Here is a 22,488-nt window from a genome sequence, read left to right on the forward strand (position 1 = left end):
GCGGCGCGGGATCCTCGTGTGCGGCTAGAGGTCAGACCCCGGCTCCAGGCGTGCGCCCGCGGCGACAGCACCGGCGACGCTGGAGTCGCGACCGACCAGCACCAGGTCGTCGTCGTGGGCGAGCCGGCGCGTCGGCTCGGCGCCCACGCGCGCCCTCGCCGCCACCTCGCAGCGCTCGTCCAGCACGGTCGTCCGCACGACCGCGCCCGCCCGGATGACGCAGTCCTCCATCACGACGCTGTCGTGGACCTCGGCGCCCTTCTCCACGACCACGCCCGGTCCGAGGACGCTGCCGACCACCAGACCGCTGACGTCGGCACCGGGCGAGAGCAACGAGTCGTGGCACTCCCCCGCCGCACGGACCCGGGCCGCCGGCCGGTCCGGCCAGTGCGAGATGACGGGCCGCGACGGGTGGTCGAAGACGTCGACCTTGCCGAGCAGCAGGTCACGGTGCGACTGGAGGTAGAGCCCCGGCTGGCCGACGTCCTTCCAGTAGCCCGTGAGCGGGACCGCGACGACCTGGCCGGTCTCGACCAGGCGGGGCAGCAGGTGCTCGCCGAAGTCGCCGATCCCGCTGTCGCCCTCAGCCGCGTCGTCGGGGTCCTGCTCGCCGGCGAGCTCGCGTCGCAGGTCGTGGAGCGTCTGGATCAGGACCTCGGTGTCGTAGAGGAAGATCTCGGTCGCGACCGTGCCGGACGAGGGCCGCGAGGGCTTGTGCTCGATCCCGGTGACGGTGCCGTCGCCGCGCGCGAGCACGACGACGTTGTCGGAGGCGTCCTTCTTGGTCACCTCGCTGGTGAGCACGGTCGCCACACGTCCGGCGGCGACGTGCTCGTCCACGACCGGCCCGAGGTCCATGTTGAAGACGTGGTCGGCACTGCACACGGCGAGCGTCTTCGCGCCGAACGCCTCGAGGTCGGCGGACATGCGCAGCAGCAGGTCGCCGTTGCCGTGGGCGAAGCCGCTCTCCGTCGCGGGACCGGTGCCGGTCTGCGGCACGATGCGCCGGAAGCCGCCGCGGTTGCGGTCCAGGCTCCACGGCCGGCCGCCGGAGAGGTAGTCGTCGATGGAAGTCACCTGGTACTCGAGCGAGACCCACACGTCCGCGAGGTCCGCGTGCACCAGGCCGGACAGCGCGAAGTCGATCAGCTTGTGCACCCCGCCGAAGGGCAGCGCCGGCTTGGCGCGCTCACGGGTCAGCACGTCCATCCGGGAGCCCTGGCCGCCCGCCTGGACCAGGGCCAGCACCTCACCGCGTCGTGACATGGCGCACAGCATGGCACGCGTGCCCTGGCGTCGGTCGCCCCTCCTAGGATGGGTCCATGAGCCTCGTCGACCTGCCGCTCCTCCCCCTCGGCAAGGGCCGCGACCTCGACGCCGAGCGCGGCGTCGAGTGCCCCGGTGACCTCCCGGCAGCGTCCGACCCCGACCTCGTCGAGCGCGCGCGTGCCGCCAAGGCGGCCCTCGGCGACCGGCTCTTCGTGCTGGGCCACCACTACCAGCGCGACGAGGTGATCCAGTTCGCCGACGTCACCGGCGACTCCTTCAAGCTGGCGCGCGACGCGGCAGGCCGCCCGGAGGCGGAGTTCATCGTGTTCTGCGGCGTGCACTTCATGGCCGAGTCGGCCGACATCCTGACCTCGCCGAGCCAGCAGGTCATCCTGCCCGACCTGGCCGCCGGCTGCTCGATGGCCGACATGGCGCGCCTGCGCCAGGTCGAGGACGCGTGGGACGCGATGGCCGAGGCCGGCATCCAGGACAGCGTCGTCCCGGTGACCTACATGAACTCCAGCGCCGACATCAAGGCGTTCTGCGGCCGCAACGGTGGCGTGGTGTGCACCTCCTCCAACGCCGACGTCGCCCTGGAGTGGGCCTTCGCGCAGAAGGCCGGCGTGGAGGGCGGGGCCAAGATCCTCTTCCTCCCCGACCAGCACCTCGGCCGCAACACCGCGGTCCTGCAGATGGGCATCGGGCTCGACGAGTGCGTCGTCTGGGACCCGCGCCTGCCGGGTGGTGGCATCAGCCCCGAGGAGCTGCAGCGGGCCCGGATGATCCTGTGGAAGGGGCACTGCTCGGTGCACGGCCGCTTCTCCGCGGACGTCGTCGACGAGCTGCGCGCGCAGCACCCGGGCATCAACATCCTGGTGCACCCCGAGTGCACGCACGAGGTCGTGCTCAAGGCCGACCTCGTGGGCTCCACCGAGTTCATCATCAAGACGATCGAGGCCGCCGAGCCCGGCACGGTCTGGGCGATCGGCACCGAGCTCAACCTGGTCCAGCGCCTCGCCGACGCCCACCCCGACAAGACGATCGTCTTCCTCGACCGCAACGTCTGCTACTGCTCGACGATGAACCGCATCGACCTGCCCCACCTGGTCTGGGCGCTCGAGAGCCTGGTCGCCGGCACCGTGGTCAACCAGATCACCGTCGACCCCGAGACCGAGGCCGACGCCCTGGTCGCGCTCCAACGCATGCTCGACCTGCCCGGCAAGTCCCACCGCGACTGACCGGGCCACGGCGATGGCACTGCGTCGGATCAGCGACTCCGAGCGTCGGCGCCGGATCGGCGTACGACACGCGCTCGCGCCTGCGCACCGCCTGGGCGACGTCGCCGCGGTCACCCGCGCGATGACGGTCCTGCACGCCACCGAGGCGGCGTCGGTGCACCTGGGCGTGGCGGCCCGGTCCGAGGGGCTCGTGCCCAAGGACGTCGACACGGCGTTGTACGACGAGCGGGCGGTGGTCAAGCAGCTCGCCATGCGGCGGACCCTGTTCGTCTTCCCCCGTGACCTGCTGCCCGCCGCCTGGGGCAGCGCGTCGGCCCGGGTGGCGACCTCGGAGCGCAAGCGGATCGCGAAGGCCGTCGCCGCGGCCGGGATCGCCGACGACGGCGACGCCTGGCTCGACGCGGCTCGTGAGGCGACGCTCGCCCGGCTCGAGGCAGGCCCCGCCACGACGGCCGAGCTCCGTGCCGACGTGCCCGAGCTGGCCGGAGCCAGCGGCGGCACGACCGACAAGAGGTGGGACCGCCCGGTGTCGGTCGCCCCGTGGGTGCTCACGCACCTCGGCCTGGACGGCGCCGTCGTCCGGGGCCGCAACGCCGGCCACTGGCGGCTCAACAAGCCGACCTGGACGCGCACCGAGGACTGGCTCGGCGAGGTGCCGGCGCGGCTGGACGAGGCGTCCGGCTACGCCGAGCTCGTCCGCCACTGGCTCGCGACCTTCGGGCCGGGCACCGCGGCCGACATCCAGTGGTGGCTCGGCTCCACCAAGACGGCCGTCACCCACGCGCTGGCCGACGTGTCGGCCGTGGAAGTGGCGCTCGACGACGGCAGCACCGGCTGGGTGCTGCCCGACGACATCGACGACACCGCCCCGGTCGAGCCCTGGGCGGCGCTGCTGCCGACGCTCGACCCGACGGTGATGGGGTGGAAGGCGCGCTCCTTCTACCTCGACCACGCCCACGTCCCGCACCTCTTCGACACCAACGGCAACGCCGGCACCACGGCGTGGTGGGACGGGCGCGTCGTCGGGTGCTGGGTGCAGGACGACGCGGGGGTTGTACGCCTCTCGCTCCTCGAGGACGTGGAGCCCGCGGGCCGTGCCGCGCTCGAGCTCGAGGCCGAACGGCTGACCGCGTGGCTCGACGGGACGGTCGTCGGCACCGTCTACTCCTCGCTCCAGATGAAGCGGTCCCGGCTCCCCTAGCTCCTCGGGCGCGGCGCGGCCGCGGCGGGCAGCTCGAACCAGAAGACCGAGCCGCCGCCGTCGCGTGCCTCGACACCCATCGAGCCGCCGTGCGCCTCCACGATGCGACGGCACGTCGCCAGCCCGATGCCGGAGCCCTCCACGGACTTGTCGAGCCTCGCGAGGGGCGCGAAGACCCGCTCCCGCTTCTCGGCCGGGATCCCCCGCCCACGGTCGCGCACCTCGATGCGGTGGCGACCCCTCCGGGTCCGGGCGGCCACCTCGATCTCCGGCCGCTCACCGTCGTGGGTGAACTTCGCGGCGTTGTCGAGGAGGTTCATCAGGACCGAGCGCAGCTGCACCGCATCGCCGCGGGTCACCGGCAGCTCGCCCGCGTCGACGTCCTCGGGTCGCACCCGGCCGGCGAGGTCGTCGAGGGCGAGGGTGAGCTCGGCGCCGAGGTCCACCTCGTCGTCCGCGGGTGCGGAGCCCTGCGAGGCGTAGTCGAGCAGGTTGTTGATCAGGTCGGTCATCCGGTCGACACCGCGGCGCGCACGCGCCACCGTGTCGACCAGGTAGGGGTCGGTGACCTCCATCTCGAGCGCTTCGAGCGACAGCGACACCGACGTCAGCGGGTTCTTGAGGTCGTGGCTCACCTGCCCCGCGAAGTGGGCGAGGCGCTCGTTGGACGTGCTGAGCCGCGCGTTGGCCTCGCTGAGGCGGCGCGAGGCCAGCTCGAGCTCGAGCACGTCGACCACCCGGTCCGCGAGCTGGGCGAGCCCCTTGGCCGCGACGGGGGTCACCTCGTGGGTGTGGGTGTCGAAGACGCACAGCGTGCCGATGACGACACCGCCAGGCGTCCGCAGCGGGTGGGAGCCGCACACGGTGGCTTCACCGGGCACGTCGTCCCCGACGAACCCCGCCGTCGCGACGTGGTGCAGGTCGCCCGAGCCACCCAGGGTCACGGCCGCGAACGGCACGCCCGCCACCTGCGCAGCGAGCTCGGCCAACGCCTGCAGCTCGTGGCGCAGCGGTGCGCCGACGACGTCGTACGTCGCCAGCACCCGGTCGCGCTGCTGGTCCTGCCCGGCGTCGTCGCTCACAGGCCGGGAGCCTTCCAGACCGCCAGCCACCGCTGCAGGTCGGGCTCCATCGGCAGCTCCGGTGCGAGCAGGTCACGCACGGACAGCTCCAGCAGGGTGTCGCGGGACTGCTCGCCCTGGGGCGCGAAGGGGTAGAACGTGCCCTGCTTGTAGAGGTAGGTGAGGCCGAAGCGCTGCCCGGACGCGTTGGCGAACGGCACCATCGAGCACAGCAGGCCGCCCGCGAAGCCGTTGAGCTCCAGGGTGGTGTTGACGGCGTGCAGGTCGGTGCACAGACCGGACATGTCGGCCTTGTCGCCCTCGACCACCAGCCAGGTGAAGCCGAAGTCGTCCTGCGTGACCGCCACCTCGGGGGCCTCGGCGTCGTCGCGGATCAGGGCGACGACGTCGTCCTGGGCCTGCGCGAAGGCGGCACCGGCGGCCGAGCGGTAGCAGACGGAGCCGGAGCCGGTCGGCTCGAAGCCGAGCGCGGTCTGCAGGGTGATCGCGGCGCTCGGGACCAGGAACAGCGCGTCGAGGTTGTTGCGCTTCGGCTGCGTCCGCGCACGCATCGTCTCCCACAGTCCCATCGCGAGCCCTCTCAGCCGGCCGGCCGGCTCAGCTCGGCCTGGATCCGGGCCAGCTGCTCGAGGCGCTCCTGCAGCGGAGGGTGGGTGGCGGACAGCCCGCTCAGCCCGCCGCCGCGCAGGGCCGGGACGATGCAGAGCGCGCTCACCGCGTGCCCCGCGCGGAGGTCGTCCTTGGGCGTCAGCGCCGACTCCCCGCTGATCTTCTGCAGCGCCGAGGCCAGAGCCGCCGGCTTCAGGGTGAGGTAGGCACCTGCTCGGTCGGCGGCGAGCTCGCGGTAGCGCGAGAGCAGACGCAGCAGCAGGAAGCTGACGGCGTACACCACGCCGCTGACGAGGATCGCGACCAGCACCATCGCGGCACCGCCGCCGTTGTGGCTGCGGCTGCGACCGAGCCCGCCGTACTGCGCTCCGCGCATGAGCATCCCCGCCGCGATGCCCGCCGAGGAGGCCACGGTCATGACGAGCACGTCGCGGTGGGCCACGTGGCTGAGCTCGTGGGAGAGCACCGCCTCGAGCTCCTCGGCGTCGAGCGTGCGCAGGAGGCCGGTGGTCACGCAGACCACTGCACGGTCGGGAGAGCGGCCGGTCGCGAACGCGTTGGGCATGCCCATGTCGGCGACGCCGACCCGCGGCTTGGGCATGTCGGCCAGCGCACAGAGGCGGTCGATCATCCCGTGCAGCTCGGGCGCCTCCTCGGGAGTCACCTCACGTGCTCGCATGGCGCGCATCGCGACCTTGTCGCTGTTCCACCACTGCCAGAAGGCGACCGCGATGCCGGCGAGGCCGATGAAGACGGAGTACTGCGGCGGGGCGACGTACATCAGCCCCACGACCAGCGCGACGAACAGGCCACCCAGCAAGAACATGACCGAGGTCATCCGGACGGTGAGCCCGCTGTCCTTGATGAAGCGCGAGGTGGCCATGGGCGGAGGCTCAGCCAGGGATCAGACCGTCGTCACCCAGGAGCTCGCGGACCTCGTGGATCGTGGCGTCCGGTGGCGGGAGGATGAGGTCGGACTCGTCGAGGGTGTCCGGCGCGTGGTGCGTGCCGCTGGCGCGCACGGCGGACAGCAGGCCGTGCAGTGCCGTGCGGAACATCGCCTCGTCGCCCGACTCGACCGCCTGCTCGAGCTGGCTGTCGAGACCGTTGAGCGCGTCGAGGGCGTGGTCGTCGAGGTCGTACTGCCCCTCGCCGAGGATGCGGACGATCATGCGCGTCCACCCTCCGTGCTCTCGCCCTCGGCGCGCACGGCCTCCGGCTGCTCGGCCAGGATGTCGCCACCCTCGGAGGCCTCGATCGCCTGCGGCGGGGCGGCGCCGGCCTTGAGCCGGGCCAGCTCGGCCTCCACGTCGGAGCCCGAGCTGAGGGCGTCGAGCTCGCGGGAGATGTCGTCACCGGCGTTGAGCTGGGAGGCGTCGTCGAGGGCGCCGGAGGCGATCAGCTCGTCGATGGCCTGGCCGCGGGCCTGCATCTGCGCCGTCTTGTCCTCGGCCCGCTGGATGGCGAGGCCCACGTCGCCCATCTCCTCGCCGATGCCCGACATCGCCTCGCCGATGCGCGTCTGCGCCTCGGCCGCGGTGTAGGTGGCCTTGATGGTCTCCTTGCGGGTGCGGAAGGCCTCGACCTTGGCCTGCAGCCGCTGCTGGGCCAGGACGAGCTTCTCCTCCTCGCCCTGGAGCGTGGCCTGCTGCTCCTTGAGGCTGGTGATCTGCGAGGACAGGCCCGACTTGCGGGTCAGGGCCTCGCGAGCCAGGTCCTCGCGGCCGGCGCCGATGGCCTTCTCGGCCTGCCCCTGCAGCTTGGCCGCCTGCTGCTCGAGCTGGTTGACCTGCAGCTCGACGCGCTTGCGGCTCGTGGCGACGTCGGCCACGCCGCGCCGGACCTTGGAGAGGAGCTCGAGCTGCCGCTGGTAGCTGTAGTCGAGGGTCTCGCGGGGGTCCTCCGCCTTGTCCAGCGCCTTGTTGGCCTTGGAGCGGAAGATCAGGCTGATGCGCTTCATGAGACTCATCGGGGTGGAAACCCTCTCTTGGTCATGCGGGGGCAGTGGCTGGGACGTCGCTCTCACCCTAGAACCAAACCCAAGCAGGAGGTAGGGCATCCCGCGGCCGCGGCTCCGCGGGTCGCGACGATAGGCTGGGCCCAGCATCCGAACCATCTGAAGGCAGCACGCGTGTTCCGTCGCAGCAACCCCGAGCCGGAGTCCTCGACCACCACCGACAAGGTGGGTGGCAAGGGGCGTCCCACGCCCACGCGCAAGGAGGCCGAGGCCGCCGCACGCGCCCGCGCCAAGGTGCCGCGGTCCCGCAAGGAGCAGGTGGCCGCCCAGCGCTCCGCCCGCGGCGACACCTCGCGGAAGATGCGCGAGGCGATGAAGACCGGCGACGAGCGCTACCTCCCGAGCCGCGACCGCGGTCCCGTGCGCCGCTTCATCCGCGACTTCGTGGACTCCCGCTTCTCGTTCATCGAGCTGATGGTGCCGCTGCTCGTCGTGTCGATGGTCCTCAGCTACACGGGCCGGTCGGGGCTGATCCAGCTCGGCAACACGGTGCTGTTCACCACGATCCTGGTGATCATCGTCGACATCATCATGCTGCGCTTCCGCCTGCGTCGTGAGCTCGCCGCCCGCTTCCCCGGCGAGTCCACCAAGGGCGCCGTCATGTACGCCGCCATGCGCTCGCTGCAGATGAAGTTCCTGCGGCTGCCCAAGGCGCAGGTCAAGATCGGCGAGAAGCTCCCCGAGACCTATCGATGACCCACTCCCACTCCGGCGGTCCCACCGCCGACGTGTCCGTGCGCGTCGCGTGGGCCGACGACGCCGAGTCCATCGCCGCGGTCCAGGTCCGGGCGTGGCCCGCGCTCTACGCCGGGCTGCTCCCCGCCGAGGTGCTGCCGACCGATGTCGAGGACGTCGCGGCGCAGTGGCGCCAGGTGCTCGCCAAGCCCGCCGACGCCCGCAACCGGGTGCTGGTCGCGCTGGAGCGCAACCGTGTCGTCGGCTTCGCGCTGACCTCCCCCGCGGTCGACCCCGACTGCGACCCCGTCGCGGACGGCGAGCTCGCCGAGATGACCCTCGACCCCGCCGAGCGCGCCAAGGGGCACGGGTCGCGACTCCTCCAGGCGGCCGTCGACACGCTGGCGGCCGACCGCTTCACCCGCGCGGTGACCTGGGTCAACGCCGGTGACGACGCGCTGCGGACCTTCCTCACCGACGCGGGCTGGGCGGCCGACACCGCTCACCGCGAGCTCGACCTCGACGGCACCGGCACCACGACGGTCAAGCAGGTGCGCCTCCACACCGCCATCGGCTGAGCGCGGCACGAAACTTCACCCATGGGAGGGTTGTATTTCCTGTGACGGGAGTCACTATGGAGGTCCGGCCACTTCGCCGGTCCAGCACGGGGGTCCAGATGTTCGGTCCGCTTCCTGCTCTACACAAGTTCGTGCTCGTCCTCGCCGCGGTGATCGTGTGCCTCGGCATCGGCTTCTGGTTCGGAGCCATGCCCGAGATCCCGCTCAACCTCCGCGCCGGGCTGCTCACCGGGGCGGCCGTCGGCGGCGCCGCGGCGTTCGTGCTCGTGCACGACTTCCACGACCGGCAGGCCCGGCCCGCCCGCGTACGACGCCGCCTGCCGTAGTCGCCCCGCAGATGACCTAGCCTCGGGGCGTGAGCGACCCTGCCCTCAGCACCACGGAGCGCTCCGGGATCATCCGGGACGGCCTTGCCGTCGGCGTGGCCACAGGGGCGTACGGCGTCGGCTTCGGGGCCGTCGCGGTCTCGTCCGGGCTGACCGTGGTGCAGGCCTGCGTGCTGTCCCTGCTGATGTTCACCGGCGCCAGCCAGTTCGCCCTGGCGGGCGTCGTCGCCGCCGGCGGCGCCCCGCTGTCCGGAGCCGCGACGGCCCTGCTCCTGGGGACCCGCAACACGCTCTACGGCCTCCGGATGGCGCCGCTGCTGAAGTGGCGGGGCTGGCGGCGCGCGGCGGCCGCGCACGTGCTCATCGACGAGTCGACCGCGATGTCGGTCAACCGCGGGAGCACGCAGGGCGCGCGCCTGGGCTTCCTCACCACCGGGGTCTCGGTGTTCGTGCTGTGGAACCTCGCCACGCTGGTCGGCGCGGTGGCCGGAGAGGCGGTCGGCGACCCGCGGACCTTCGGCCTCGACGCGGCCGTGGGCGCGGCGTTCCTCGCCCTGCTCTGGCCGCGACTGAAGGACCACCGCAACATCGTCGTCGGCGTGCTCGCGGCGGCGGTGGCGCTGTCGATGGTGCCGCTGACCGCGCCCGGCGTACCGGTGCTGGCCGCCGGCGGCGTGGCGGTCCTGGTCGGGGCGGTGGCCAAGCGCCAGGACCCCACCGAGATCCCCGGCGCCGACGACGTGGCGGGCGGGCACCACTGATGTGGACCGCGATCGTCCTCGCCTGCGTCGGCTGCTACCTGCTCAAGCTGGCGGGCCTGTCGCTCCCCGAGCGCGTGCTCGACCACCCGACGGTCGAGCGCATCGCCGACCTGATCCCGGTGGCGCTGCTCGCCGCGCTGGTGGCCGTCCAGGTGTTCTCCGACGGCACCTCCCTCACCGTGGACGCTCGCGTCCTCGGGCTCGCCTTCGCGGTGGTCGCGCTGCTGCTGCGGATGCCGTTCCTCGTCGTGGTGGTGGGGGCGTCGGTCGTCGCGGCCCTGGTCCGCCTGCTCTGAAGGTCTGGGCCGAGGGTGGCGGCATACGACTTGCCCCCCAGCGAGGGTGGCGGCATCTGACATTCCCCCAGCGAGGGTGGCGGGCGCAGACCGGAGGGATCAGCCCACCGAGACCGCGCTCCAGGCGGCCGCGACGGTGTTCTGCTGCACCGAGCCGGCGCCGTAGAGGTCGCGTGCGGCGTTGAGGGTCGCGGTGCGAGCGCCGGCGTACGTGGTGCTGGAGGTCATGTAGACCGTCAGCGCCCGGTACCAGATCTTCCCGGCGGCATCCCGGCCGATGCCGGTCACGGTCGAGCCGTTGCAGGTCGGGCTGTCGTGGGCGACGCCGTTGATCGTCTTGGCCCCCGAGCCCTCGGCCAGCAGGTAGAAGAAGTGGTTGCCCACGCCGGAGGAGTAGTGGACGTCGTCCTGCCCGACGAGCGCCGACCAGCAGTCGTAGGACGCGCCGTCCGAGCTCGGCTTGTCCATCCGACGGAAGCCGACATGGTTCTTGAGGTCGAACTCCTCGCCGATCAGGTAGTCACCGGCGTCGTTGGCGTTGGCGGCGTAGAACTCCACCATCGTCCCGAAGATGTCGGAGGTCGCCTCGTTGAGGCCGCCCGACTCACCGGAGTAGGTGAGGTTGGCGGAGTTCTCCGTGACGCCGTGCGACATCTCGTGGCCGGCCACGTCGAGGGAGACCAGCGGGCCGTAGTTGACGCCGTCGCCGTCGCCGTACGTCATCTTCGTGCCGTCCCAGAACGCGTTGACGTAGCCGCTGCCGTAGTGGACCCGGTTGTAGGAGCCACGGCCGTCGTTCCAGATGCCGTTGCGACCGTGGACGGCCTTGAAGTAGTCCCACGTCTCGTTGGAGCCGTACTGCGCGTCGGCGCCGGCGGTGGCGCGGTTGGTGGTGCTGCCGTTGCCGAACGTCGTCGTCGTGGAGGTGAAGGTCGTGCCGGTGGCGCACCCGGAGCCGAAGAGCTGGCACAGCATCGAGTCCGACTTGTTGTTCATGTCGGTCGTGTAGGTGCCGCCGCGCGTGGCGTCCTTGAGGGTGTACGACGTCCCGGAGCCGCTGACCTGCAGCGGGACGGTGCCGCTGTAGAGCGTCTGGCCCTGGCCGTCGACGTTGACGACCTGCTGCGTGCTGCGGATGACCATGCCGGTGCGGGCGTCCACGTAGGTCGCCAGGCGCGACGGGGTGCCGTCGGCCTGCGTGCCGCCCGTGACGACCTCCCACGCCAGGCGGGGCGTGCCGCCGGTCGCGTCGACGACCAGCTCGCTGGCCTCGGCGCGGTCGTCACCGCGTACGGCGGAGGTGCGGGCGTTGCGGGCCAGCACGGTGCGCGTGGCGGCGGACTTCGCGACGCCGGCGTCGGTGCCCAGCGTCAGCGGGGCCGACAGGGTCTGGCTGACCCCGTCCCACGCCTGGCTGGCGTCGCGGTGGACGACCAGGTCGCCGCCGACGACGCGGAGGCCGTCGAGGGTGCGCTCGAAGCGCACGTGGCTGCTGCCGTCGGCGTCGACGAGCGTGGTGCCGGCGACGAACGCCTGTCCGTCGGTCGCGCGGGCCGCGCCGGGGTGGCGCTGGAGCGCGCGGAGCGCGTCGGCGGCGACGTCGGCGCGGGCGCTGGTGGGCGCCGCGGCCGGAGCGCCCGGCGCGCTCGATGCCGTCGTCATCGGCAGCGCTGCTGCGGTGGCAGCGGCGACGGCGAGCGCTGCGAGTCCTGCGGTTCTGCGCATGGTGGAACCTTCCCGAGAGAGGAGCCGGGTCACCGAGTGGACCGCGGCGGCGCCTGTCCGACAAGGACATGCAACCGGGAGTTACACAACCGCCGGGGGCGGCCCGGTGTCAACCGATGTCGAGGAAGTGCTCGAGGCCCACCGTCAGGCCCGGGTGGTCGGCGATCGACCGCACCCCGACGAGGACACCCGGCGTGAAGGACACCCGGTCGAGCGAGTCGTGGCGGATCGTGAGGGTCTCCCCCGCCGTCCCGAGGATCACCTCCTGGTGCGCCACCAGCCCGCGCACGCGCAGGCCGTGCACGCGTACGCCGTCGACGTCGGCGCCGCGCGCGCCCTCGAGCCCCGTCGACGTCGCGTCGGGCATCGGCGCGCTGCCGGCCTCACGGCGGGCGGCAGCGATCATCTCGGCCGTGCGGCGTGCCGTGCCGGACGGCGCATCGGCCTTGTCCGGGTGGTGCAGCTCGACCACCTCGACCGACTCGAAGAAGGGAGCCGCGGTCGCCGCGAAGCGCATCATCAAGATCGCGCCGACGGAGAAGTTGGGGGCGATCAGCACCCCCACCTCGGGCGCGTCAGAGAGCCAGGACTCGAGCTGGTCGAGGCGTGCCCGGTCGAACCCCGTCGTGCCGACGACCGCGTGGATGCCGTGGTCGATGCAGTAGCGCAGGTTGTCCATCACGACGTCGGGGTGGGTGAAGTCGACGACCACCTGCGCGCCCTCCCGCGCCAGCTCCTCCACGTCGTCGCCGGCGTCGACCGCGGCGACCAGCTCGGTGTCGGGTGCCGCCTCGACCGCCCTGCAGACCTCCGCGCCGACCTTGCCGCGTGCGCCCAGGACGCCGACCCTGATGTGCGCCGGCTCCGGGGCTGCTGCTGGTGTGCTCACGCCCCCAACCTATCGCCGTGGCGACGTCACGGGTGGCGGTGGCTGACTCGTGAACGGGTGTCTGGCAGGCTGTGGGTCATGCCCAGCCCGACCATCCCGCCGCGCATCAAGTGGGCCGTCGACCTCATGGACGTCCAGCCGAACGACCAGGTCCTCGAGATCGGGTGCGGCCCCGGCGCCGGGGCGGAGGCGATCTGCAGCAAGCTGGAGACCGGCAAGCTGTTCGCGATCGACCGCTCCGAGTCCGGCGTGGACCGCACCAAGCGCCGCAACCAGAAGTACGTCGACGCCGGCCGGCTCGTCGTGCGCCAGATCGACCTGGCCACGCTGCGCGTGCCCGTCAAGCGGCTCAACAAGGTCTTCGCCTTCAACGTGAACCTGTTCTGGGTCCGCGCGTGCGACGACGAGATCGCGCTCCTCCACGAGCGCGTGGTGCCTGGTGGCGCCGTCTACCTCTTCTACGAGGCCGCGCAGCCGGAGCTGGTGCCGAACATCGTCAAGAAGGCCTCGGAGAACCTGCTCCGCGGCGGCTTCCGGGTCAGCGTGGTCGAGCAGAAGGCTCCCCCGGTCATCGGGCTCATCGCGCGCCGGTGAGCCGAGGGGTCTCGATACGCCTCGCTCGTCCCTCGCTCGGCTACTCGAGCACCGATTGAAGTTGCGCTCGGCTACTCGACCACCGAGGACGTTGCGCTCGGTCCCACGACCGCCAGCAGCTCGGGCTGGCTGAAGAGCTCGCGCGCGAGCGTGGCGACGTCGTCGACGGTGACGGCCTCGATCCGGGCGACCACCTCGTCGATGGTGAGCAGCTCGTCGTAGACCAGCTCGGCCTTGCCGATGCGAGACATGCGCGAGCCGGAGTCCTCCAGGCCCAGCACCAGGCCGCCCTTGAGCTGGCCCTTGCCGCGCTCGACCTCCTCGTCGGTCAGGCCGTCCGCGGCCACCTTGGCGAGCTCGCCCCGCACGGTCTCCAGCACGGCGTCGTACTTGCCGGGCAGGCAGCCGACGGAGACCCCCACGACGCCGGCGTCGGCGTGGTGGGAGGCGAAGGAGTAGACCGAGTAGGCCAGGCCACGCAGCTCGCGCACCTCCTGGAACATGCGCGACGACGTGCCGCCACCGAGGGCGGTGTTGAGCACGCCCAGGGTGTAGCGGCGCGGGTCGGTGCGGGTCAGGCCCTTGACGCCGAGGACGAGGTTGACCTGCTCCTGCGGACGGATCGTACGGGCCTCGCCGGGGTGCACCTTGCGTGCCCGCTCGGACTGCTGCGGGGCCGTCGGGACGGCGTCGCCCTCGAGGAAGCCGCCGCGTCCGAACGCCTTGCGGACCTGGCGCACCACGTCGGTGTGGTCGATGTTGCCCGCCACCGAGACGACCATGTTGGCCGGCCGGTAGTGGCGGCGGTAGAAGCGGTGGATCTGCGCGCGCGTCATCGCGGTGATCGAGGCCTCGGTGCCCGCGATCGGGCGACCCAGCGGGGTGTCGCCCCACGCCTGGTGCGCGAAGAGGTTGTGCACCACGTCGTCGGGGTCGTCGTCGTGCATCGCGATCTCGTCGAGGATCACGTCACGCTCGGCCTCGACGTCGGCTGCGGTGATCGTGGAGGCGGTCACCATGTCGCCCAGCACGTCGACGGCGGTGGCGAGGTCCTCGTCGAGGACCCGCGCGTGGAAGACGGTGTACTCCTTGGTGGTGAAGGCGTTGAACTCCCCGCCCACCGCGTCGAGCGCCACCGAGATCTCCATCGCGGTGCGCTCGGGGGTGCCCTTGAAGAGCAGGTGCTCGAGGAAGTGCGAGCACCCGTGCAGGGTCGGCGTCTCGTCGCGTGATCCCACGTTGACCCAGACGCCGATGCTGGCCGAACGGGAGCCGGCCATCTGCTCGGTGACGATCCGCAGGCCGCTCGGCAGCACCGTACGACGTACGCGTGAGGTCACGGTCCCGTCGGGGTCCTTGACGGTGTGGAGGGTGCGGGTGGTGCCGTTCTTCTGCACGGGGGTCCTTCCCGGGTGGAGCAAGGGGTGGAGCACGAGGGGTGGAACGCCACGACCGGCCGGCCAGACGGCCAGCCGGTCGTGGGTTGCTGCGAGGGGTGGATCAGGTCACTCGGCGTCGGTCGCCTCGGCCGGCTCCTCGGAGCCGCCCTCGGCCTCGTCGACGACGGGGACCAGGGAGAGCTTGCCGCGGTCGTCGATCTCGGCGATCGACACCTGGACCTTCTGGCCCACGGACAGCACGTCCTCGACGGCCTCCACGCGCTTGCCACCGGCCAGGGCGCGGAGCTTGCTGATGTGGAGCAGGCCGTCCTTGCCCGGCATGAGCGAGACGAACGCACCGAAGTTGGTCGTCTTCACCACGGTGCCGAGGTAGCGCTCGCCGACCTCGGGCATCGTCGGGTTGGCGATCGCGTTGACCGCGGCCTTGGCCGCCTCGGCCGCCTCGCCGTTGGTCGCACCGATGTAGACCGTGCCGTCGTCCTCGATGGACAGCGTCGCGCCCGTGTCGTCCTGGATCTGGTTGATGACCTTGCCCTTGGGACCGATGACCTCGCCGATCTTGTCGACGGGCACGCGCACGGTGATGATGCGCGGCGCGTGGACCGACATCTCCTCCGGGGCGTCGATGGCCTCGGCCATCACGTCGAGGATCGCCAGGCGCGCGTCGCGGGCCTGGGTCAGCGCGGCGGCCAGCACCTCGGCGGGGATGCCGTCGAGCTTGGTGTCGAGCTGGAGGGCGGTGACGAACTCGCGCGTGCCGGCGACCTTGAAGTCCATGTCGCCGAAGGCGTCCTCGGCCCCGAGGATATCGGTCAGCGCGACGTACTGCGTCTCGCCGTCGACGTCGTCGGAGATGAGCCCCATCGCGATGCCGGCGACGGAGGCCTTGAGCGGCACGCCCGCCTGCAGCAGCGACAGGGTCGAGGCGCAGACCGAGCCCATCGAGGTGGAGCCGTTCGAGCCCATGGCCTCGGAGAGCTGGCGGATCGCGTAGGGGAACTCCTCGCGGGTGGGCAGCACCGGCAGGAGGGCGCGGCGCGCCAGGGCGCCGTGGCCGACCTCGCGACGCTTGGGCGAGCCCACGCGGCCGGTCTCACCGGTGGAGAACGGCGGGAAGACGTACTTGTGCATGTAGCGGCGGTGCTTCTCCGGCGACAGCGTGTCGAGCTGCTGCTCCATCTTGAGCATGTCGAGGGTGGTGACGCCCAGGATCTGGGTCTCGCCACGCTCGAACAGCGCGGAGCCGTGGACGCGCGGGATCACGTTGACCTCGGCGTGCAGGGGGCGGATGTCAGCCAGGCCGCGACCGTCGATGCGGACCTTGTCGCGCAGCACGCGCTGGCGGACCAGGCTCTTGTTGAGCGAGCGGAACGCGGCGCCGATCTCCTTCTCGCGACCCTCGAACTGACCGGCGAGCTTCTCGAGCAGCGCGCCCTTGATCTCGTCGACCTTGAGCTCGCGCTCCTGCTTGTCGCCGATGGTCATCGCGGCGGCGGTCTCGTCCTTGGCCGCGGCCTCGACGGCGGCGTAGACGTCGTCCTCGTAGTCGAGGAAGACCGGGAAGTCCTGGACCGGCTTGGCGGCCTCGGCCGCGAGCTGGGCCTGGGCCTCGACGAGCTGCTTGATGAAGGGCTTCGCGGCGTCGAGGCCACCGGCCACGACCTCCTCGGTGGGCGCCTGGGCGCCACCCTGCACGAGCGCGATGGTGTCCTCGGGCGCCTCGGCCTCGACCATCATGATGGCGACGTCGCCGGACTCGGTGACGCGACCCGCGACGACCATGTCGAAGACGGCGTTCTCGAGCTGCGAGTGGGTCGGGAAGGCCACCCACTGGCCGTCGATCAGCGCGACGCGGACGCCGCCGACCGGGCCCGAGAAGGGCAGGCCGGAGAGCTGGGTGGACAGCGACGCGGCGTTGATCGCGAGCACGTCGTAGGGCATGTCGGGGTCGAGCGCCATGACGGTGATGACGACCTGGACCTCGTTGCGCAGGCCCTTCTTGAAGGTCGGGCGCAGCGGGCGGTCGATGAGGCGGCAGGTGAGGATCGCGTCCTCGCCCGGGCGACCCTCGGAGCGGAAGAAGGAGCCGGGGATCTGGCCCACGGCGTACATCCGCTCCTCGACGTCGATCGTGAGGGGGAAGAAGTCGAAGTGGTCCTTGGGCGTCTTGCCCGCGGTCGTCGCCGAGAGCAGCATGGTCTCGTCGTCGAGGTAGGCGGTGACCGAGCCGGCCGCCTGACGGGCCAGCAGGCCGGTCTCGAACTTGACCGTGCGCTGGCCGAACTTGCCGTTGTCGAGAACGGTCTCGACGGCGGAGATGATGGGTTCACTCATGGAAGCAGGATCCTGCTTTCTCTTCGCGGAGCGATCCGCGACGCCGCATGAGGTGCCGGTCTTCGATCGAGGCCCGCAGGTGCCTGCCCACATGAGGCGGACCTGAGAGCCACTACCGAGGACCGAGCCGGGTGCGCGGGTCGCTCCTGGATCTGATGTTGTTCAGTTGTGCCGGGTCGACACTAGCGCGGTCGGACCCGGATGTGAGAGGAGCGGCTCCCCGTGACGGGGAACCGCTCCTGTCGCGATCAGCGGCGGAGGCCGAGGCGCTCGACGATGGAGCGGTAGCGCTCGATCTCCGTCTTCTGGAGGTAGTTGAGCAGGCGACGGCGCTGGCCGACGAGCAGCAGCAGGCCACGACGGCTGTGGTGGTCGTGCTTGTGCGTCTTGAGGTGCTCGGTGAGGTGGGAGATGCGGTGGCTGAGCAGCGCGATCTGCACCTCGGGGGAACCGGTGTCACCCTCGGTCAGGGCGTACTCGGCGATGATCTTCTTCTTGGTCTCCGCGTCGGTACCAATCGACATGGGGGCTCCTTCGGTTCTCGTTGCGCGGCGCGCCCGGGCCTGTTCACCGGGGCACTCTGGATCCGCGGCCGTTGACACGGCGTCGTCGCCCACCTGGGCAACCGCAGAAGCATATCGAGACGCTGGATCGTGGCCCAATCCGCGCCGCGCAGCGAGGTCGTACGAGGTGCCTCAGACCGCCGGCGGGGGCGGCGGGTCCGACTCGGTGGTGCGCTGGGTGCTGGCCTGGCGGCCGGCGGCGTCGGTGGTGGTGGCCGTGGTGGTGTGCCGACGCTTCGTGTTCTGCTGGATGATCGTGAGCACCAGCCACAGCGCGCCCGCGAGGACCAGGATCCAGCCCAGTGCGGTGACGCGCAGCGGCCCGACCTGCTGCTCGGTGAACGCGAACGACAGGACAAGTCCTACGACGATGAGGCCGATCGGCCCTCCGAAACCCATCAAGGTCTCCATTCTGTTGGGGATGGTGCTGAACCGGTCTGGACCGGGCGGGGCAGAGTCTGTCCTGCCCCGGGCCCGCTGTCACCCCCCGCGGGGGTGCGGCGTGCGACGATCCACGCATGAGTGAGAAGCGCCACGGGGTCTGCAACCTGTGTGAGGCCATCTGCGGGCTCGAGCTCACCGTCGAGGGCCGTGACGTCGTCGGCGTCCGCGGCAACCCCGACGACCCGCTCTCGCGCGGGCACATCTGCCCCAAGGGCGTGGCCATCGCCGACGTGTACGCCGACCCCGACCGGCTGCGCCGACCCGTCCGCCGCGTCGGCGAGGGCTCGGGTGCGCGGTGGCAGGAGATCGGCTGGGACGAGGCGTTCGACCTGGTGGCCGACAACCTCGCGCGGGTGATCGAGGAGCACGGTGACGACGCCCTCGGCGTCTACCTCGGCAACCCCAACGCGCACAGCCTCGGCTCGATGACCCACGGCACCGCGATGTTCAAGTCCTTCCGGACCAAGAACCGCTACTCCGCCACCTCGGTCGACCAGCTCCCCCACCAGCTGGTCGCCCACCTGATGTTCGGCCACCAGCTGTTCCTCCCGATCCCCGACATCGACCGCACCCAGTGGTTCCTGGTGATCGGCGCCAACCCGATGGCCTCCAACGGCTCGCTGATGACGGTGCCGGACTTCCCGCGGCGCGTGCGAGACCTGCGGGCCCGCGGCGGCCGGATGATCGTGCTCGACCCGCGCCGCACCGAGACCGCCCGGGTGGCCGACGAGCACCACTTCGTGCGCCCCGGCACTGACGCGTGGGTGCTGCTCGCGATGCTGCACGTCCTCACGACCGAGCAGGCGCCGGGCCGGGTCCCGCCGGTGGCGTCGTACGTCGACGGGCTCGCGACGGTCCTCGACCTGGTCGCCGACTTCACCCCCGAGCGGGCCGAGGCGATGAGCGGGCTGGCCGCCGACGAGATCCGCCGGTTGGCCCGCGAGCTCGCCGCGGCCGACGCGGGCGTGGTCTACAGCAGGATCGGCGTGTCCGCCGGACCGTGGGGCACCGTGTGCCAGTGGGCTGTCAACTGCCTCAACATCCTCAGCGGCAACCTCGACCGGGTCGGCGGGGCGATGTTCACCTCCCCGGCCATCGACGCCGTCGGCACCGGCCTGATCGGTCGCGGGCACCACGACGCCTGGCGCTCGCGCGTGCGCGGCCTGCCGGAGACGGCCGGCGAGCTTCCCGTCTCCGCGCTGCGGGAGGAGATCGAGACGCCCGGGGACGGCCAGGTGCGCGCGCTGCTGACGGTGGCCGGCAACCCGGTCCTGTCGACGCCCGACGGCGCGCGCCTCGACGAGGCGCTGCGCGGCCTCGACTTCATGGCGGCCGTGGACATCTACGTCAACGAGACGACGCGGCACGCCGACGTCATCCTCCCGCCGACGACTGCGCTGGAGCGCGACCACTACGACCTGGTCTTCCACCTGCTCGCGGTGCGCAACACCGCTCGCTTCACCCCGGCCGTGTTCGAGAAGGACGCCGACCAGCGTCACGACTGGCAGATCTTCCGCGAGATCACCCTGCGCACGGCGGCCCGCCTCAGCCGCAAGGCACCGCTGAAGAAGCGGCTCGTCCAGCGGGCCCGACTGACCGCGAGCCCGACCCTGCTGATCGGCCAGCTGCTGCGGCGCGGGCACAGCGGGGTGACGCTGAAGAAGCTGCGGGAGCGGCCGTCGGGCATCGACCTCGGACCCCTGCGCGGCGGACAGCTGCCTGCCCGCCTGCCGTCGAAGGGCAAGCGGGTCGACCTCGCCCCCGCTCTCGTCGTCGCCGACGTCGCGCGGCTCGCCGCCGTGCCGGAACCGGCCGGCGACCAGCTGGTGCTGATCGGGCGGCGCCACCAGCAGGACTGCAACTCGTGGATGCACAACTCCCAGCGGCTCACCAAGGGACGCCCGCGCCACCAGCTGCTGATGAACGCCGCGGACCTCGCGGCCCGCGAGATCACCGACGGCGCCCGGGTGCGGGTGACCTCACGCGTCGGCTCGGTCGAGGTGGAGGTCGCCGCGTCCGAGGACCTCATGCCCGGAGTGGTGTCGCTCCCCCACGGCTACGGCCACGCCCGCGACGGCGTCCTCATGACCCGCAGCCGCGAGGTGCCGGGCGTCTCGGTCAACGACCTCACCGATCCCGAGCTGCTCGACGTGTCGGGCAACGCCGCGCTCAACGGCGTACCCGTCGAGGTCGCTCCCGCCTGAGCCGGGTGCCTCAGGTGCTGACGTCGCCGAGCACGGCCAGCACGTCGTCGGGCGTCTGCGCCGCGTCGAGGGCGGCGATGCTGGCGTCGTCGGTGAACGCGCCCGCCAGGGCCTGCAGCACGACGAGGTGGTCGTCGCCGGCGCCGGCGATCCCGACGACGTACGTCGCAGGGCTGCCCTTCCAGTCGATGGGCTCGTCGTAGCGGATGAACGAGATGGCGGTGTGGCGGATCAGCGACTTGGCCTCGTTGGTGCCGTGCGGGATGGCCAGGCCGTTGCCCATGAAGGTGGAGACAGAGGTCTCGCGCTCGTGCATCGCCTCTATGTAGGCCGCGTCCACGGCGCCCGACGCGACCAGCAGCTCGCCGGCCTCGGTGATCGCCGCGTCACGGTCGCGGGCCCGACCGCCCAGCACGATGGCTTCCCGGCTCAGTACGTCGCTCATCTGGCGCCTCATCTCTCGCGTCTGTCGCGAAGTTCGGGGTGCGGCCGACGGTCGCCGGCGCAGGGTCGGTGCGTGGAACGTCCTGCCACTCATCAGACCACACGGTGCACCGTCCGCGGAGGCCTGGAAGACCGGGCCCGGCCCTCCGCACCGCGGAGGGCCGGGCTCGTGGTCATCGTCTGCCCGGCCGGCTCAGGACTTGTTGCCCTCGTCGACCATCGTGACGATCTCGTCGTACTTCGGGCTGCCCATGAAGTTGTCGACCGAGACGTGGATCGCCGACGGACTCTTCTGGCGTGCCCGGTCGGTCAGGTCCTGGTGGGTGACCACCAGGTCCACGTCGTCCTCCAGGTTCGCGATGGCCTTGTTGACCACCGTCACCTCGGGGTGACCGGCGTCGTGGATCTTCTTGCGGAGCACCGACGCGCCCATGGCGGAGGAGCCCATGCCCGCGTCGCAGGCGAACACGATGTTCCTGATCTCGCGGGTGGCGGTGGCGGTGGCCGCGCCCCCGCCGGCGAAAGCGGTGGAGGCGATGGACTGCTTGCCCTTCATCGCCTCCATGTCCGCGGTCGCGTGGACCAGCTGGTCGTCGGCCTCCTCGGCCTTGTCGGTCCGGAGCAGGACGGACGCCACCAGGAAGGTCACGGCCGCGGAGCCCAGGACCGCGATGGTCACCCCGAGGTAGCTGTCGGTGGCCACCTGGGCGTAGACCGCGAAGATCGACCCGGGAGCCGCCGGCGCACGCAGGCCCACGTCGAACAGGACGTTGAGGAAGACGCCGGTCATGCCGCCCGCGATCATCGCCACGATCAGCTTCGGCTTCATCAGGACGTAGGGGAAGTAGATCTCGTGGATGCCGCCGAGGAAGTGGATGATCGCCGCGCCCGGGGCAGATGCCTTGGCCAGGCCGCGGCCGAACACCATGTAGGCGGCGAGCAGACCCAGGCCGGGACCGGGGTTGGCCTCGAGGAGGAACAGCACGGACTTGCCCTGCTCGACCGCCTCCTGCGTGCCGAGTGGGGTGAGCACGCCGTGGTTGATGGCGTTGTTGAGGAAGAGCACCTTGGCGGGCTCGATGATCAGCGAGGTCAGCGGCAGCAGGTTGTTGCTGACCAGACCGTCGACCCCCTCACCGAGCCTGTCGCTGATCCAGGTGACGATCGGGCTCATCACGAAGAAGGCGAACGTCGCCAGGATCCCGCCCCAGATGCCAGCCGCGAAGTTGTTGACCAGCATCTCGAACCCGGGCTTGATCTTGCCGTCCCAGATGGCGTCGATGTGCTTCATCGACCAGCCACCGAGGGGGCCCATGATCATGGCGCCCATGAACATCGGGATGTCGGTGCCGGCGATGACGCCCATGGTGGCGATCGCACCCACCACGCCGCCGCGGGTGTCGTACACCATCCGACCACCGGTGTAGCCGATGAGGATCGGGAGCAGGTAGGTGATCATCGGGCCGACGATCCCGCCGCCGGCGAAGTCGCCCCAGCCGCCGATCTCGGCGACCCAGCTCCCCGCGCTGTCGCCGATGCCGAGCTTCGGCAGCCAGCCGACCTCGATGAAGAGTGCGGTGATCAGGCCCCAGGCGATGAACGCACCGATGTTGGGCATGACCATGTTGGAGAGGAACGTGCCGAACTTCTGCACGTGCACCCGAGCGCCGGTCCGGGCGCCGGGTGTCGAAGTTGTGGTCGCCATGCTGATGTCCTCCAGTCGAACGTCGGGGGTGACCCCCATCACATGATGACGTGATTAAACCGCACGAACGGGCACGTTGCCAAGCATTCGGGCACGATTTCATGCCCGACTGTGTGGCTTTACTCAGAAAAGGG

The 22,488-nt window shown here is 71.3% G+C and carries 21 protein-coding genes and 1 pseudogene; 9 read left to right on the forward strand and 13 right to left on the reverse strand.

Annotated features, from left to right (window positions below; translation table 11 throughout):
- Positions 1 to 24: 24 nt before the first annotated feature.
- Positions 25 to 1,266 (reverse strand): glucose-1-phosphate adenylyltransferase family protein, encoded by a 1,242-nt coding sequence (locus ACS3YM_RS10670; RefSeq protein ID WP_439936422.1) that lies wholly within the window; start codon positions 1,264 to 1,266, stop codon positions 25 to 27.
- Positions 1,267 to 1,322: 56 nt separating this feature from the next.
- Here ACS3YM_RS10670 and nadA point away from each other — a divergent pair, with 56 nt between their 5' ends.
- Positions 1,323 to 2,507 carry a quinolinate synthase NadA gene (gene nadA, locus ACS3YM_RS10675; protein ID WP_439936423.1) on the forward strand — a complete coding sequence of 395 codons (1,185 nt, stop codon included), beginning with the start codon at positions 1,323 to 1,325 and terminating at the stop codon, positions 2,505 to 2,507.
- A gap of 13 nt (positions 2,508 to 2,520) precedes the next feature.
- A complete protein-coding gene (locus ACS3YM_RS10680) occupies positions 2,521 to 3,708 on the forward strand; it encodes a winged helix DNA-binding domain-containing protein (protein ID WP_439936424.1) in 1,188 nt (395 codons plus the stop codon).
- Here ACS3YM_RS10680 and ACS3YM_RS10685 read toward each other — a convergent pair.
- The 5 genes from ACS3YM_RS10685 to ACS3YM_RS10705 are packed head-to-tail and all read right to left on the reverse strand — an operon-like array spanning position 3,705 to position 7,368.
- Positions 3,705 to 4,790, reverse strand: coding sequence for a sensor histidine kinase (locus tag ACS3YM_RS10685; protein WP_439936425.1), 1,086 nt, complete (start codon positions 4,788 to 4,790; stop codon positions 3,705 to 3,707). The two genes, ACS3YM_RS10680 and ACS3YM_RS10685, sit on opposite strands and share 4 nt — an antisense overlap.
- A complete protein-coding gene (pspAB, locus tag ACS3YM_RS10690) occupies positions 4,787 to 5,359 on the reverse strand; it encodes a PspA-associated protein PspAB (protein ID WP_439936426.1) in 573 nt (190 codons plus the stop codon). Before pspAB ends, ACS3YM_RS10685 begins: the two co-directional genes overlap by 4 nt.
- Positions 5,360 to 5,370: 11 nt before the next feature.
- Entirely contained in the window at positions 5,371 to 6,282 is a 912-nt protein-coding gene (gene htpX / locus ACS3YM_RS10695) for a zinc metalloprotease HtpX (RefSeq protein ID WP_439936427.1), read from the reverse strand.
- 10 nt (positions 6,283 to 6,292) lie between these two features.
- Positions 6,293 to 6,571 (reverse strand): PspA-associated protein PspAA, encoded by a 279-nt coding sequence (gene pspAA, locus ACS3YM_RS10700; RefSeq protein WP_439936428.1) that lies wholly within the window; start codon positions 6,569 to 6,571, stop codon positions 6,293 to 6,295.
- Positions 6,568 to 7,368: a PspA/IM30 family protein gene (locus ACS3YM_RS10705; RefSeq protein WP_439936429.1), complete on the reverse strand. Its 801-nt coding sequence runs from the start codon at positions 7,366 to 7,368 to the stop codon at positions 6,568 to 6,570. The genes pspAA and ACS3YM_RS10705 overlap by 4 nt, the downstream gene beginning before the upstream one ends.
- 162 nt (positions 7,369 to 7,530) lie before the next feature.
- Here ACS3YM_RS10705 and ACS3YM_RS10710 point away from each other — a divergent pair, with 162 nt between their 5' ends.
- From ACS3YM_RS10710 to ACS3YM_RS10730, 5 genes are all read left to right on the forward strand, one after another.
- The gene (locus ACS3YM_RS10710) at positions 7,531 to 8,112 is read left to right on the forward strand and encodes a DUF3043 domain-containing protein (protein ID WP_439936430.1); all 582 of its coding nucleotides are present in this window, start codon (positions 7,531 to 7,533) and stop codon (positions 8,110 to 8,112) included.
- Positions 8,109 to 8,669 carry an N-acetyltransferase family protein gene (locus ACS3YM_RS10715; protein ID WP_439936431.1) on the forward strand — a complete coding sequence of 187 codons (561 nt, stop codon included), beginning with the start codon at positions 8,109 to 8,111 and terminating at the stop codon, positions 8,667 to 8,669. The genes ACS3YM_RS10710 and ACS3YM_RS10715 overlap by 4 nt, the downstream gene beginning before the upstream one ends.
- Before the next feature lie 131 nt (positions 8,670 to 8,800).
- Positions 8,801 to 8,995 (forward strand): hypothetical protein, encoded by a 195-nt coding sequence (locus ACS3YM_RS10720; RefSeq protein ID WP_439936432.1) that lies wholly within the window; start codon positions 8,801 to 8,803, stop codon positions 8,993 to 8,995.
- A gap of 29 nt (positions 8,996 to 9,024) precedes the next feature.
- On the forward strand, positions 9,025 to 9,756 hold the full coding sequence (locus tag ACS3YM_RS10725) for an AzlC family ABC transporter permease (RefSeq protein ID WP_439936433.1): 732 nt from the start codon (positions 9,025 to 9,027) through the stop codon (positions 9,754 to 9,756).
- A complete protein-coding gene (locus ACS3YM_RS10730; protein WP_439936434.1) occupies positions 9,756 to 10,052 on the forward strand; it encodes an AzlD domain-containing protein in 297 nt (98 codons plus the stop codon). The genes ACS3YM_RS10725 and ACS3YM_RS10730 overlap by 1 nt, the downstream gene beginning before the upstream one ends.
- A gap of 99 nt (positions 10,053 to 10,151) precedes the next feature.
- Here ACS3YM_RS10730 and ACS3YM_RS10735 read toward each other — a convergent pair whose 3' ends face one another.
- Complete coding sequence (locus ACS3YM_RS10735; RefSeq protein ID WP_439936435.1) at positions 10,152 to 11,777, reverse strand: M4 family metallopeptidase; 1,626 nt, start codon at positions 11,775 to 11,777, stop codon at positions 10,152 to 10,154.
- A 109-nt stretch (positions 11,778 to 11,886) separates the two neighbouring features.
- Positions 11,887 to 12,666: a 4-hydroxy-tetrahydrodipicolinate reductase gene (dapB, locus tag ACS3YM_RS10740; RefSeq protein WP_439936436.1), complete on the reverse strand. Its 780-nt coding sequence runs from the start codon at positions 12,664 to 12,666 to the stop codon at positions 11,887 to 11,889.
- Positions 12,667 to 12,744: 78 nt separating this feature from the next.
- On the opposite strand from dapB, the gene ACS3YM_RS10745 reads away from it, so the two are divergent.
- The gene (locus tag ACS3YM_RS10745) at positions 12,745 to 13,260 is read left to right on the forward strand and encodes a class I SAM-dependent methyltransferase (protein ID WP_439936437.1); all 516 of its coding nucleotides are present in this window, start codon (positions 12,745 to 12,747) and stop codon (positions 13,258 to 13,260) included.
- Between the two features lie 71 nt (positions 13,261 to 13,331).
- Here ACS3YM_RS10745 and ACS3YM_RS10750 read toward each other — a convergent pair whose 3' ends face one another.
- From ACS3YM_RS10750 to ACS3YM_RS10765, 4 genes are all read right to left on the reverse strand, one after another.
- Positions 13,332 to 14,657 (reverse strand): M16 family metallopeptidase, encoded by a 1,326-nt coding sequence (locus ACS3YM_RS10750; RefSeq protein ID WP_439936438.1) that lies wholly within the window; start codon positions 14,655 to 14,657, stop codon positions 13,332 to 13,334.
- Between the two features lie 108 nt (positions 14,658 to 14,765).
- Complete coding sequence (locus tag ACS3YM_RS10755; RefSeq protein WP_439936439.1) at positions 14,766 to 16,994, reverse strand: polyribonucleotide nucleotidyltransferase; 2,229 nt, start codon at positions 16,992 to 16,994, stop codon at positions 14,766 to 14,768.
- A 248-nt stretch (positions 16,995 to 17,242) separates the two neighbouring features.
- Positions 17,243 to 17,518, reverse strand: coding sequence for a 30S ribosomal protein S15 (rpsO, locus tag ACS3YM_RS10760; RefSeq protein WP_056906479.1), 276 nt, complete (start codon positions 17,516 to 17,518; stop codon positions 17,243 to 17,245).
- Between the two features lie 171 nt (positions 17,519 to 17,689).
- Complete coding sequence (locus ACS3YM_RS10765; protein ID WP_439936440.1) at positions 17,690 to 17,956, reverse strand: DUF6458 family protein; 267 nt, start codon at positions 17,954 to 17,956, stop codon at positions 17,690 to 17,692.
- A gap of 119 nt (positions 17,957 to 18,075) precedes the next feature.
- Here ACS3YM_RS10765 and ACS3YM_RS10770 point away from each other — a divergent pair, with 119 nt between their 5' ends.
- Positions 18,076 to 20,205, forward strand: coding sequence for a molybdopterin-dependent oxidoreductase (locus tag ACS3YM_RS10770; protein ID WP_439936441.1), 2,130 nt, complete (start codon positions 18,076 to 18,078; stop codon positions 20,203 to 20,205).
- A 10-nt stretch (positions 20,206 to 20,215) separates the two neighbouring features.
- Here the strand turns inward: ACS3YM_RS10770 and ACS3YM_RS10775 are convergent.
- Positions 20,216 to 22,354, reverse strand: a pseudogene (locus ACS3YM_RS10775) (PTS mannitol transporter subunit IICBA).
- Positions 22,355 to 22,488 lie beyond the last annotated feature (134 nt).

Source organism: Nocardioides sp. N13(2025) (assembly GCF_051912545.1).
In the GTDB taxonomy this organism is placed as follows: domain Bacteria; phylum Actinomycetota; class Actinomycetes; order Propionibacteriales; family Nocardioidaceae; genus Nocardioides.